The following is a 13,669-nucleotide window of genomic DNA, read 5'->3' as shown; positions in this document are numbered from 1 at the left end:
GAACCCGTTGACGGACGCCGTCGGCGCGACGCAAACGATATCGTCTCGAAAAAATCACGAGAATTGTCTAAAGTGCCGGCATAATTTGCCGCTAAGTCGGGGATGGGCCGGCACGCGCCGTGCGTCGTCGGAAACGTTTTTTTCCCCGCTCGTAAAGGTTTGCTCATGTCGACACCGCTGTTCGGAAAGCTGTTCGCGCATCCCGTCGCGATCGATCCGGGTACCGCGACCACGCGGATCTACACACACGACCGGGGCGTGGTGCTGAACCAGCCGTCGGTCATCTGTTTCCGCAAGCCGGGCGGCATGGTCGCGCGGCCGATGCTCGAGGCGGTCGGTGAACGCGCGAAGGCGCTGCTCGGCCGCGAGCCCATCCATCTCGAGGCGGTGCGGCCGCTGCAGCACGGCGTGATCGCCGACGCGCACGCAGCCGAGCAGATGATCCGCCACTTCATCGACATGTCGCGCACGCGCTCGCGGTTCGGCCGGCGCGTCGAGGTCGCGCTGTGCGTGCCGTCGAGCGCGACGGCCGTCGAGCGGCATGCGTTGTCCGAGGCGGCGCTCGCGGCGGGCGCCGCGAGCGTCACGCTGGTCGACGAGGCGCTCGCCGCCGCGTTCGGCGCGGGCCTGCCGGTGACCGACGCGATCGGCTCGCTCGTCGTCGACATCGGCGGCGGCACGACGGAGGTCGCGGTGGTGGCGCTGGGCGGCGTCGTCTATCGCGAGGCGATCCGCATCGGGGGCGAGCAGTTCGACGCGGCGATCATCAGTCATGTCCGCGCGCTGTACGGCGTGCAGCTCGGCGAGCAGACCGCCGAGCACGTGAAGAAGACGATCGGCACCGCGAGCGCCGGCGTGCCGCGCGAAACGATGCGGGTGGTGGGGCGCAGCGCCGTCGACGGCCTGCCGCGCACGATCGAGCTCAGCAACCACGACGTCGCCGATGCGCTCGCCGCGCCGCTGAACGCGGTGGTGAGCGCGGTCAAGCGCACGCTCGAGAACGCGCCGCCCGAGCTCGTCACCGACATCGCGGACTGCGGCATCGTGCTGACGGGCGGCGGCTCGCTGCTCGCGAACCTCGGCAAGCGGCTGCGCGACGAGACCGGGCTCGCGGTGCGGGTCGCCGACGATCCGCTGACCTGCGCGGTCCGCGGCGCGGCGGCGGCGATGGGCCGCGTGCCGATGCGCGCCGCCGCCTGACGCGCGGCGCGTTCCGCTTCCTTCCTTTCTTTCTTTCCGCGCGGCCCGGCTTCCGGTGCTCGCGCCGCCGGCGTCGGCCGGCGATCTCCATCTCTCATCCTTCGGCTTCCCGCCGCTTCCCGAATCCGTGTCGGCCGTCGCGACAGCAGATTCCATGCCATCCGATTCAAGCGAATCGAAAGCAGAAATGATCCGGATCAAATTGAATGGATGTAATCGATTTTGATGCGGTGCATCCGGATGTTTATTATGGAGGTATTTAATAATTGGACGGGCATTGATTTCTTGCGCTGCAAGAATTCAGAAAATCGTTCAATCAATTGAGTTTTTAAATTCTTCCGTTTTTCGTTCAAGCCGGAGTGCTGCGCCACGCCAGGCCTTTCGGTACGGGGAAGTCCCGTGCGGGAAAATACCGACGTATTCTAATTTCCACACCGATAACGACATATCGTTTGGCAAATCTGGCCTCTTTGATATACCTTGTCTGACAATTAGCAGGCAGTCATCAAATCAACCAGAACGTCGCTGCCAGAGGGCCACCATCATGTCATTCGGCTAACACCGCTTCTCGCGTTTACGGGCTGATTTTCCGCACTGCAACCTGAATGAATCCGACTCCGCTCCGGAGCATCGGAAGGGCCTCGTTCGTCCGTGTTTTTCGGTTACCGCAGTGGCCCGCAGTTTTCGTTTCGCGCCGTCGATCGTTTCTTGCCGTCCGTTTCCGACTGAGGGAGAGAAAGCATGAGCAGCGTGCGTTCGAGAAAAACCAGAGAGCCGTTTCCGCGATTCCTGCTGCCGACGGGCGTCGGCCTCGCGCTCATGGGCGCGGGCATCATTCCGGCGTATGCGACCTGTTCCACGGCAGGCACGACCGTGACCTGCTCGGGCGTCGCCAACCCGCTCGCACCGAGCTATGCGAACAGCGCGAACAACATCAACGCGACCGTCAACCCCGGCGCGAGCGTCGGCGTGCTGCTCGGCGTCGGCGGCACCGCGATGTCGCTGACCGGCAACAACACCACGCTGACCAACAACGGCACGATCGACCCGTCGGCGCTCGGCTCGGGGCTCGGCGTGCTGTCGAGCGGCGCGGTGGTCGGCAACGCGTCGGCGAGCACGACCTACGTGACCAACAACGGCACGATGAACGGCTCGACCGGGGTGGCGATCAGCGGCGTGACGGGCATGGCGCTGTCGGTCCAGAACGGCACCGGCGGCACGTCGCACATCACGAACACCGGCACGATCGGCTCGAACCCGTTGGTCGGCGCGACACTGTCCGGCGCGGATGCGCCCGTGGTTGCCGCGTACGGCGGCGGCCAGGTCCAGATGACGAACAGCGGCACGATCAACGGCCGCGTGTCGTTCGGCTCGAACGGCACGCCCGGGCAGGGCAATACGTTTACCAACTCGGGCACGATCAACGGCGGCGTGTCGATGGGCGCGAACAGCAACAACACGTTCAACGCGGTGACGGGCTCGTCGGTCAACACGGCGGGCGGCACCGGCGGCGCGTTCAACATCACGGTCGGCCCGAACACGCTCAACGTCGCGCAGACGGGCATCGTCGACGGCGGCGCGGGCGGCAACAACACGCTCAACCTGCAGCAGGGGACGTCGGCGAACGGCACGATCGCGGTCAACAACTACATCAACTTCAATCACCTGGACGTCCAGTCGGGCAACTGGACGATCAACGGCCCGTCCACCGCGCAGGACGCGACGCTGGGGGGCGGCGTCGCGATCATCAACGACAACGCGTCGCTCGGCACCGGCACCATCACGGCTACCGGCGGCGCGCTGCAGGCCGGCACGGCGGGGCTCAACGTCGCCAATAACATGACGCTCAGCGGGGGCGGGCTGACGGTGCAGGGCTCGACCGGGCTCACGCTGTCGGGCACGGTGTCGGGCGGCGGCGCGCTGACGAAGAACGACGGCGGCATACTGACGCTGACGGGCGCGAACAACTACACCGGCGGCACGAACCTGAACGGCGGCGGACTGGTGGTCGGCAACAATACGGCGCTCGGCGCCGGCGCGGTGAACGTGAATGCGCCGGCGTCACTCGACTCGAGCACGAACGTGACGCTCGGCAACGTAATCAATCTCGCCAACAGCTCGACGCTGACGATCGGCGGCAGCAACGATCTCGGGCTGGCCGGCGCGATCAACGGCAACGGCGGCCTCGTGAAGAACGGCGCGGGGAGGACGACGCTGAGCGGCGTGAACACGTACACGGGCGACACGACGATCAACGCCGGCACGCTCGCGCTGAGCGGCGCCGGCACCCTGGCGGAGACGGGCACGGTCAACCTGACCGGCGCGGGCGCGACGTTCGACGTGAGCGCCGCATCGGGCGCGCGGACGATCGGCGCGCTGGCGGGCGCGGCCGGCACGAACGTGGTCCTCGGCGGCAATACGCTGACGCTCGGCGGCGCTGTCAACGCGACGTACGCCGGCACGATCAGCGGCACGGGCGGCATCACGCTCTCGGGCCCCGGCACGCAGACGCTGACCGGCACGAACGTGTACTCGGGCGGCACGAACCTGAGCGGCGGCAACCTCGTCGTCGGCAGCAGCGGGTCGCTCGGCACCGGCGCGGTGAACGTCAGCGGCTCGTCGTCGCTCGACGCGACCACCAACGTGTCGCTCTCGAACGACATCAACATCGCCACGAGCACGACGCTGACGCTCGCCGGCAGCACCGATCTCGGCCTGAGCGGCACGATCTCCGGCGGGGGCGGTCTCGTGAAGAACGGCACGGCGGCGGTGACGCTGTCCGGCGCGAACAACTTCGCGGGCGGCACGACGCTGAACGCCGGCAGCCTGGTGCTCGGCAACGGCCAGGCGCTCGGCACCGGCACGCTGACCGTCGGCGGCACGGCGACGCTCGATACGACCTCGAACCTGACGGTCGCCAACGCCGTCAACCTCTTGACGGGCAAGACGCTGACGCTCGGCGGCAGCAACGCCCTCGGGCTGAGCGGGGACATCACCGGCGGGGGCGCGCTCGTGAAGAACGGCGCGGAGACGGTGACGCTGACCGGCACGAACAGCTACACGGGCGGCACGACGATCAACGCCGGCACGCTGGCGATCGGCGCGGGCGGCAGCCTGTCGGCGGCCGGCACGGTGAACCTGGCGAACGCGGGCGCCGTCTTCGACATCGCCGCAGGCGGCGCGCAGACGATCGGCGCGTTGACGGGCGCGGCCGGCACGAACGTCAACCTCGGCGGCAGCACGCTGACGCTGGGCGGCAACGGCAGCGCGACGTACAACGGCGCGATCGGCGGCACCGGCGGCCTGACGCTGGCGCTGACCGGCGCCGGCACGCAGACGCTGAACGGCGCGAGCAACTACACGGGCGGCACGAACCTGAACAGCGGCACCCTGATACTCGGCAACAACGCGGCGCTCGGCTCCGGCGCGCTGAACGTCGGCGGCGCCGCGACGCTCGACACGAACGCGAGCCTGTCGCTCACCAACGCGGTCAACCTCGGCACCGGCGCGGCGCTGACGCTCGGCGGCAGCAATGCCCTCGGGCTGAGCGGCCCGATTTCCGGCGGGGGCGGTCTCGTGAAGAACGGCCCGGCGACGACGACGCTGAATGGTGCGAACACCTACACGGGCACCACGACGATCAACGCCGGCACGCTGGCGCTCGGCGACGGCGGCAGTTTCGCGTCGACCAGCGCGGTGAACCTTGCCAGCGCGGGCGCGGCGCTCAACCTGAGCGGCGCGACGGGCGCGCAGTCGCTCGGCGCGCTGTCGGGCGTCGCGGGGACGACCGTCAATCTGGGCGGCAACGCGCTGACGCTGGGCGGGACTGCCAGCGGCACCTTCGGCGGCACGATCAGCGGCGCCGGCAGCCTGACGCTGGCCGGCACCGGCACGCAGACGCTGACCGGCGCGAACGTGTACACGGGCGGCACGAACCTGAACAGCGGCACCGTGGTGCTCGGCAACGCCGCGGCGCTCAGCAACGGCGCGGTGAACGTCGGCGGGGCGGCGGCGCTCGATACGACCACGAGCATGACGCTCGGCAATGCGGTCAACCTCGGCACCGGTGCGTCGCTGGCGCTCGGCGGCAGCAACGCCCTCGCGCTGAGCGGCACGATTTCCGGCGGAGGCGGTCTCGTCAAGAACGGTGCGGCGACGACGACGCTGACGGGCGCGAACAACTACACGGGCGGCACGACGATCAACGCCGGCACGCTCGCGCTCGGCGAGGGCGGCAGCCTGGCATCGACGGGCGCGGTGAACCTCGCCGGCACGGGCGCGACCTTCGACGTGAGCGGCGCGACGGGTGCGCAGACGATCGGCGCGCTGTCCGGCGTGGCCGGCGCCAACGTGAATCTGGGCGCCAACGCGCTGGCGCTGAACGGCAACGGCGCCGCGTTCGGCGGCACGATCGCCGGCGCGGGCGGCGTCACGGTGGCGAGCGGCACGCAGGTGCTGACCGGCAGCAACACGTATACGGGCGGCACCACGATCGCGGCCGGCGGCACGCTGCAGCTCGGCAACGGCGGCACGTCGGGCAGCGTCGCCGGCGACATCGCCAACAACGGCGCGCTCGTCTTCAACCAGTCCGGCAACGTGACGGTCGCCAGCATCCTTTCCGGCACCGGCTCGCTCACGCAGGCGGGCAGCGGCCAACTGACGCTCACCGGCACGAGCACGCTGTCCGGGCCCACGACGGTCGGAGCCGGCACGCTGGCCGTCAACGGCTCGCTGGCCGCCTCGACCGTGACCGTGCAGGGCGGCGGGACGGTGACGGGCACCGGCACGATCGGCGGCCTCGTCGTCGTGAGCGGCGGCACCGCGTCGCTGTTGCAGCCGGGGCAGGCGCTGAACGTCGCGGGCAACGTGACATTCCAGCCGGGCTCGACGATGCAGGTCGCCACGACGCCGCAGCAGAGCGGCAGCATCGCGGCGACGGGCAGCGCGACGCTGAACGGCGGCAACGTGCAGGTGATCGCGAGCCAGGCGTCGTACCAGGCGAACCAGCAGTACACGATCATGAGCGCGGGCGGCGGCGTCCAGGGGCAGTTCGCGGGCGTGAGCTCGACCTATGCGTTCGTGACGCCGACGCTCAGCTATGACGCGAGTCACGTGTACCTGCAGCTGTCGACGAACGGCACGTCGTTCACGTCGGTCGCGACCACGCCGAACGAGGTGGCGGTCGCCCAGGCGATCGGCTCGCTGAAGGACGGCAATCCGGTGTACGACTCGGTGCTCGTCGCGGACGCGCCCACCGCGCGCACTGCGTTCCGGCAACTCGACGGCGAGTTCTACGCGAGCGCGAAGAGCATGCTGATGACCGACAGCCGCTATGTGCGCGATGCGGTGTCGGACCGCGTGCGCCAGGGGCTCGCGGCGGGCTCGGGACCGCTCGCGGCGCTGTCGTCGGGCGGCTCGGCGCTGTGCGACGACACGGGCGCCGCCGCGGCGCGCGACAACGCGCTGCCGCCCGAGCGGCGGCTCGGCTCGCATGCCGGCTGCGTCAGCAACGTGCCGTATCGGCCGGTCGTGTGGGGGCAGGGCTTCGGCGGCCGCAGCCGGCTCGCCGGCGACGGCAACGCGGCGACGATCAACCGCAGCATGACGGGCTTCATCGCCGGCGCGGACATGGCGCTCGACGACCGCACGCGCGTCGGCCTCGCGGCCAGCGTCACGCACGGCTCGCTCGACAACGACCAGGCTGCGTCGGCGTCGCTGAACAGCTACTCGGTCGTGCTGTACGGCGGCGCGCAATTCGACGCGCTCGGCGTGCGCGGCGGCGCGGCCTATACGTGGCACCGGATCAACGCCGACCGTCATCCGTCGTACACGGGCTTCAGCGACAGCAACTCGGCCAAGTACGACGCGAACACCGCGCAGGTGTTCGGCGAGGTCGGCTACGCGATCCCGGTCGGGCGCTTCGCGCTCGAGCCGTTCGCGGGGCTCGCTTACGTGCGCCTGCATACCAACGCCTACACGGAAAGCGGCGGCGCGGCCGCGCTGCGCACCGACGCGGACACGAGCCACGTCGGCTTCTCGACGCTCGGCGTGCGCGCAGCGACGGAGCTCGGCGTGCTCGCGAAGGGCACGCTGACCGCGCACACGACGGCCGGCTGGCGGCACGCGTTCGGCAACGTGCGGCCGACGTCGACGTTCGCTTTCGCGGCCGGCAGCACGTCGTTCCAGGTCGCGGGCGTGCCGATCGCGCGCGACAGCGCGGTGCTTGAGCTCGGGGTCGATGCGAGCGTCACGAAGAACCTGACGCTCGGCGTGTCGTACAGCGGCCAGTTCGGCAGCGGCGTGCGCGACAACGCGGTGCTCGGCAATATCCTGTGGAAGTTCTGACCCTGCGCTGACCCGCGCCCGGCGCGGCATCGCAGGCGAGCGGCCCCGCGCGGCATCGACGCCGTGCGGGGCCGCGGTTCGTGCGTCGCTGCGAACGCGGCGCAATCTGGCCTATCCTGTGCGGAACGAGCGACGCGCGCTGCGCGTGCCGCCCAACACAGGAGCATCGATGCCGAATCACGCCGACGAGACAACGACGCGCGCGCCGCAAGTCGCGCCTGTGCCCCCGACCCAGGCGTCGGGGCCCGCATTCATCGCGCCCGAGGCTGACCCGCAGGCGGACGCGCGCAACAACCAGTACGTGCTGAAGGCCGGCGACGCGTTCGTGGTCAGCGACGCGCTCGGCGACGTCAGCGGGCACGACGACGGCCTGTTCGTCGACGACATGCGCGTGCTGTCGAAATGGCGGCTGACCTTCGGCGGGCGCGCGCCGTCGCTGCTGTCGGGCGCGACCAGCGCCGACAACGCATCGTTCACCGCGCACCTGACGAACCGGCCGCTGCCGCCGCTCGGCGGCCGCGAGACGCCCGAAGGGGTGATCCACATCGAGCGGATGCGCGTGCTCGCGAACAACGTGCTGTACGAAGCGCTGACGCTGACGAATTACGGCGCGAGCGAGGCCGAGGTGCCGCTGTCGCTGTCGTTCGCCGCCGACTTCAAGGACATGTTCGAGGTGCGCGGCACGCACCGCGCGCGCCGCGGCACGATCGCGCAGCCGCGCATCGACGCGGGCGCGGTGCGGCTGCGCTACGACGGGCTCGATCGCGTCGAGCGCGCGGTGACGGTCAACTTCTCGCCGGCACCCGACGCGCTGTCGGTCGACCGCGCCGATTACCGGCTGACGATTGCCGCGCAGGCGTGCGTGTCGATCTACCTGACCGTCGAGGCGACGGTCGGCGCGGCGCGCGGCGAGACGCCCGGGTGCGGCCGCGCGGCGTTGCGCACCGCGCTCGTCGCGGTGCACCGCGCGATGCGCGCGCGGCGCGCGACGATGGCCCGCGTGCGCACCGGCAACCCGCTGTTCAACGCGTGGCTCGACCGCTCGCTCGCGGATCTCGGGCTGCTGACGACGCAGCTCGACACCGGCCCGTATCCGTATGCCGGCATTCCGTGGTTCTCGACGCCGTTCGGCCGCGACGCTGTGATCACGTCGCTGCAGATGCTGTGGCTGCAGCCGTCGCTCGCGCGCGGCGTGCTGCGTTTTCTTGCCGCGCATCAGGCGCGCGAGACGTCGGCGTTCCGCGACGCCGAGCCGGGCAAGATCATGCACGAGTTCCGCAAGAGCGAGATGGCGGCGACGGGCGAGGTGCCGTTCGCGCTGTACTACGGCGGCGTCGACACGACGCCGCTGTTCGTCGTGCTGGCGGGCGCATATGTCGAGCACACCGGCGACGACGCGCTGATCGACGAACTGTGGCCCGCGCTCGAACGCGCGATCCAGTGGGTGAGCGACAAGTGCGACCGCAATCCTTATGGACTCCTCGATTACCAGCGCACGTCGGAGCGCGGGCTCGCGAACCAGGGCTGGAAGGACAGCCACGATTCGGTGTTCCATGCGGACGGGCGCTTTCCCGACGGGCCGATCGCGCTCGTCGAAGTGCAGGCGTATGCGTGCGCGGCGTTCGACGCGATGTCGGCGTGCTCGCAGCGGCGCGGCCATGCGGCCGACGCGACGCGCTATGCGCTGCGCGCGAGGACGCTGCGCGAGCAGGTCGAGGCGCTGTTCTGGATGCCCGACGCGAATTTCTACGGGATCGCGCTCGACGGTCACGGCGAGCTGTGCCGCGTGCTCGCGTCGAACGCCGGGCATCTGCTCGCGTTCGGCCTGCCGGACCCGGCGCGCGGCGCGGCGGTCGCGGACGCGCTCGGCTCGACGCTGTTCCAGACCGGCTGGGGCGTGCGTACGCTGGCGGCCGGCCAGCCGCGCTTCAATCCGATGGCGTATCACAACGGCTCGGTGTGGCCGCACGACAATGCGCTCGCCGCGCGCGGGCTCGCGCGCTACGGCGACAAGGCCGCCGTGCTGAACCTGCTGCGCTCGCTGTTCGAGGCGGCGGTCAGCTTCGAGATGCGGCTGCCGGAACTGTTCTGCGGGTTCCCGCGCCGGCGCGGCGAGCCGCCGACCGCGTATCCGGTCGCGTGCCTGCCGCAGGCGTGGGCCGCCGGCGCGCCGTTCATGATGCTGCAGGCGTGCCTCGGCGTCAGCGTCGACGCCGCGCGGCACGAAGTGCGGGTCGAGCGGCCGGCGCTGCCGGAAGGTGTCGACTGGCTGCGGATCGACGATCTGCGGGTCGGCGACGACAGCGTGTCGCTGACGTTCCGGCGCGTCGACGGCCAGGTGGTCGCGGCGGCGGAGCCGGGGCGCGTGAAGGTCGTCGCGGTGTTGTAAGGGAAAGGCCGGCCGCTGCGCGCGAACGTTGCGCGATGTCGCGGCACGTTCGCGCGCAGCGGCATAGAATCGCGACATGACCCTCGAACATTCCCGGAGGCACACGATGACGACCGACAAGCGGCCCGACGACAGCGAGCAGAAGCTCGAGCATCTCGAAGCGGCGGTCAACCACCTGCACGAGTCGATCGAATCGCAGAGCATTGCCGTCGGCGCGGCAAAAGGCATTCTCTTCAGCTTGATCGAAACCCTGGGCGCGCTGATCGGCGACCCGGACCTGCCCGAGCATGCGCGCTCCGGCTATGAGGCGCTGCGCGACAAGGCGCGCGACCTGCGCGGCTCGCTCGACAAGCACTGAGCCCATCCGCGGCGGCGCGCTCGCGCCGCCGCGCTTCCATGCGGCTGCCCGCCGCGCTGCACAATCGTGCACGCGCGACACAAAATGCCGTGCGCTCAATGAGTTAGGGGGCGCATGCGCAGGATATCCACAAGCTTGCCAACAAAATCTGTGGAGAACGCACGTGCCGCCGGCGCGGCGCGCGGCGATCCGGTCATGCGTGCCTCGTGCTTGCCGCACGGGTGGTGTCGGATCGAATTCCCTGTTGCGTCAAATGCTTACGCGCCGCGTCAGCAGGATATCCACAGGCTTGCCAACAAAATCTGTGGACAAGTTGCGGGTAATTGCATCGCCGAGGTTGGCAATGCGGGGTCGCTGCGCATTCGTCGCGGCGCCGCGCGGGGCGAGCTGCCCGATCCGTGCATCGCGGCCGGAAATCGTGCGGGATCAATGGGTTAGGGGTCGGGTGCCCAGGATATCCACATCCTTGCCAACACAAACTGTGGACAAGCGGGCGCCGCCGCGCGATCACTCGACCGGCACCGCGCCGGCCGCTTCGCTCGCGATCCAGTCGCGAAACAGCGTCATCGCCGGCGTGAGCGGCTTCGATTTCAGCGACGTGAGCCAGTAGCCGCCCGCCTGCACGTCGATGTCGAACGGCCGCGCGAGCAGGCCGAGCTGCAGTTCGCGCGTGAACATGCAGGCCGGCGCGAGCGCGACGCCCGCGCCCTGCATCGCCGCCTCGACCATCAGCCGCGACGAGTCGAACACGGGGCCGTTGACCGGCCACGGTTCGAGCTGCGCGGCCTCGAACCAGCCGAGCCATTCGTCGGTGCGGTACGAGCGCAGCTGCGTTTCGTTCGCGAGATCGTCGGGCTGCGCGACGCGCGCGGCGATCTCCGGCGTGCACAGCGCGGTGAGCGGCGCATCGAGCAGTCGTTCATTGCGCGTTGCCGGCCAGTTGCCGACGCCGAAGCGGATCGCGAAATCGAGCCCCTCGGCCGCCAAGTCGACGACATTGTTGTTGGTCCGCAGCCGCAGTTGGACGAACGGGTGGACGTCGCCGAATCGCTTCAGTCGCGGCATTAGCCAGCCTAGGGCAAACGTGCCGACGACCCCGATCGACAGCACCTCGTGGAAGCGCCCGCCGTCGAACTGCTTGAGCACCGTCTCGATGCGGCTGAACGCGTCGCTCAGCACGGGCAGCAGCGCGCGCCCCTCGTCGGTGAGCCCGAGCCCGCGCGGCAGGCGCGTGAACAGCGTGCAGCCGAGCCGCTCCTCGAGCGCGCGAACCTGCTGGCTGACCGCGGCCTGGGTCACGCTCAGCTCGAGGCCGGCGCGCGTGAAGTTCAGGTGGCGCGCCGACGATTCGAATGCGCGCAACGCATTCAATGGAAGGTGAGGGCGGAGCTTGGTCATAAGAAATTCTTTTGTCAGTGCTCAATTATCGTTGCTTGTCAGGCAAACGTAAAGCCGGGATATTTCGTCTCGCCGGGCCGGCATCCTGATCCCATCCACCACGAGACAAACGACATGACCTACTCATCGCAACGTCGAACCCTGCTGCTGGCCGCCGCGACGGCGCCGCTCGCGCTGACCCTGAGCGCGTGCGCGTCGCCGCGGGCCAATGCTTCCTCCGTGGGGTCGGCGACCTCGCTCGCGGAACTCGAACGCGCCGCGGGCGGCCGCCTCGGCGTGCACGCGCTCGATACCGCGACCGGCCGGCGCGTGCAGCATCGCGCCGACGAGAGGTTTCCGTTCTGCAGCACGTTCAAGGCCATCCTGATTGCGGCGGTGCTGGCGGAGTCCGTCGCGCGTCCGGCGTTGTTCACGCAGCGCGTGACGTACCGGCAGGCTGATCTCCTGGAGTGGTCGCCGGTGACGGAGAAGCACGTGGACACGGGCATGACGGTCGGCGAGCTGTGCGAGGCGACGGCCCAGTACAGCGACAATGCGGCCGCGAACCTGCTGATGAAGCTGCTCGGCGGGCCGGCGGCGGTGACCGCGTTCGCACGCTCGATCGGCGACGATACGTTCCGGCTCGACCGTTGGGAACCCGAACTGAATACCGCGCTGCCGGGCGATACGCGCGATACGACGACGCCCGCCGCGATGGCGGCGAGCCTGCGCGCACTGGCGCTCGGCGATGCGTTGCCCGCACCGCACCGTGCGCAGTACGCGCAATGGCTGCGCGGCAACAAGACGGGCGACAAGCGGATTCGCGCGGGCGTGCCGACGGGATGGCAGGTCGGCGACAAGACCGGCACCGGCGACTACGGGACGATCAACGACATCGGCGTGCTCTGGCCGCCCGCACGCGGGCCGATCGTGCTGACCGTGTACTACACGCAGGCGCGCGCCGATGCGAAGAGGAAGGACGACGTGATCGCGGCGGCGACGCGCATTGCGATCGCGGCGCTCGGTTGAGCGAAGCGCGACGCGGGGCGAGGCCGTGCCGCATGCGTGGCGCGCGTGCCGAAGTGTTGTGAGATCAACCACTTGCGTCACGCATGCTCAGGATATCCACACGCTTGCCAACAAAATCTGTGGACAAGCGGCCGGCTCAGGCCCGCGTGCGTGGCATGTCGTGTGAACGGGCGGCGAGCGCATCGCGTCGATGCGCCACGTGCCTCATTCGCGACCGCGCGAGGAAAGTCTTTCGGATCAAGCGCTTGATCGGGGTATGCGCAGGCTGTCCACAAGCTTGCCAACACAATCTGTGGACAAATACGTCCGGCGTGCGCGTGCCGGCGACGGGGGGGCGTCGCGTGGATCGGCAGCGTATCGCGTCGCATCGGTGTGCCGAATGCCTCATTCGCGACAACGCAAGGAAAGCCTTTCGGATCAAATGCTTGATCGGAGTATGCGCAGGCTATCCACATGCTTGCCAACACAATCTGTGGATAAATACACGCGCCTGCGCATCGCGTCCCGTGCCTCTTTCGTAGCGATGCAACGAAAGCCTTTCGGATCAAGCGCTTGATCGCGGTATGCGCAGGCTATCCACATCGTTGCCAACAAAATCTGGGGAAAAGTCGGGCCGCACGCGATCGTGTGAAGCGACCGGCCGCTTCGCGATACGTCGACGGTCAGCTGCTCCGCTGATCGTCGACGGCCGGCGAGCGCGCGAACGCGAACACCCAAAGCATGACGAAGTTCAGGATCGGCACGATCATCGTCAGCACTCACCAGCCCGAGTGGCCGGTGCGCCGGACGATGCGGACATACGGATAGATACAGACGATGAAGACGACGAGTGCGACGAGCAACTTCAGCGCGCTGAAATGATGCATGGCTTTCCTCCTCGGATGAGTCAATCGTCGTTGTATCGCGGACCGTTGCATGTGCAGTGCGCCACCGGCAGATTGGCAGGGCGTGCATGGCATGCGTGATGTCGA

6 protein-coding genes are annotated in these 13,669 nt (G+C 69.1%); 5 read left to right on the top strand and 1 reads right to left on the bottom strand.

Annotation, left to right across the window (positions count from 1 at the left end; all coding sequences use genetic code 11):
* The first annotated feature begins 165 nt into the window (after positions 1 to 165).
* From mreB to HWX31_RS28945, 4 genes are all read left to right on the top strand, one after another.
* Positions 166 to 1,200: a rod shape-determining protein gene (gene mreB / locus HWX31_RS28960; RefSeq protein ID WP_174961003.1), complete on the top strand. Its 1,035-nt coding sequence runs from the start codon at positions 166 to 168 to the stop codon at positions 1,198 to 1,200.
* Between the two features lie 741 nt (positions 1,201 to 1,941).
* On the top strand, positions 1,942 to 7,545 hold the full coding sequence (locus tag HWX31_RS28955) for an autotransporter domain-containing protein (RefSeq protein ID WP_174961001.1): 5,604 nt from the start codon (positions 1,942 to 1,944) through the stop codon (positions 7,543 to 7,545).
* A 169-nt stretch (positions 7,546 to 7,714) separates the two neighbouring features.
* Positions 7,715 to 9,934 (top strand): amylo-alpha-1,6-glucosidase, encoded by a 2,220-nt coding sequence (locus tag HWX31_RS28950; RefSeq protein WP_174960999.1) that lies wholly within the window; start codon positions 7,715 to 7,717, stop codon positions 9,932 to 9,934.
* Positions 9,935 to 10,040: 106 nt separating this feature from the next.
* Complete coding sequence (locus HWX31_RS28945; protein ID WP_059609591.1) at positions 10,041 to 10,292, top strand: hypothetical protein; 252 nt, start codon at positions 10,041 to 10,043, stop codon at positions 10,290 to 10,292.
* Positions 10,293 to 10,799: 507 nt separating this feature from the next.
* On the opposite strand, the gene penR is transcribed toward HWX31_RS28945, so the two are convergent.
* A complete protein-coding gene (penR, locus tag HWX31_RS28940; RefSeq protein ID WP_174960997.1) occupies positions 10,800 to 11,690 on the bottom strand; it encodes a beta-lactamase transcriptional regulator PenR in 891 nt (296 codons plus the stop codon).
* Positions 11,691 to 11,804: 114 nt separating this feature from the next.
* On the opposite strand from penR, the gene blaPEN-bcc reads away from it, so the two are divergent.
* The gene (blaPEN-bcc, locus tag HWX31_RS28935) at positions 11,805 to 12,698 is read left to right on the top strand and encodes a PEN family class A beta-lactamase, Bcc-type (protein ID WP_174960995.1); all 894 of its coding nucleotides are present in this window, start codon (positions 11,805 to 11,807) and stop codon (positions 12,696 to 12,698) included.
* Positions 12,699 to 13,669 lie beyond the last annotated feature (971 nt).

This window comes from Burkholderia ubonensis (assembly GCF_902833085.1).
GTDB classification, from domain to species: domain Bacteria; phylum Pseudomonadota; class Gammaproteobacteria; order Burkholderiales; family Burkholderiaceae; genus Burkholderia; species Burkholderia ubonensis.
The sequence above is the reverse complement of the archived record's forward strand: the minus strand, read 5'-3'. Positions and strand labels throughout refer to the sequence as shown.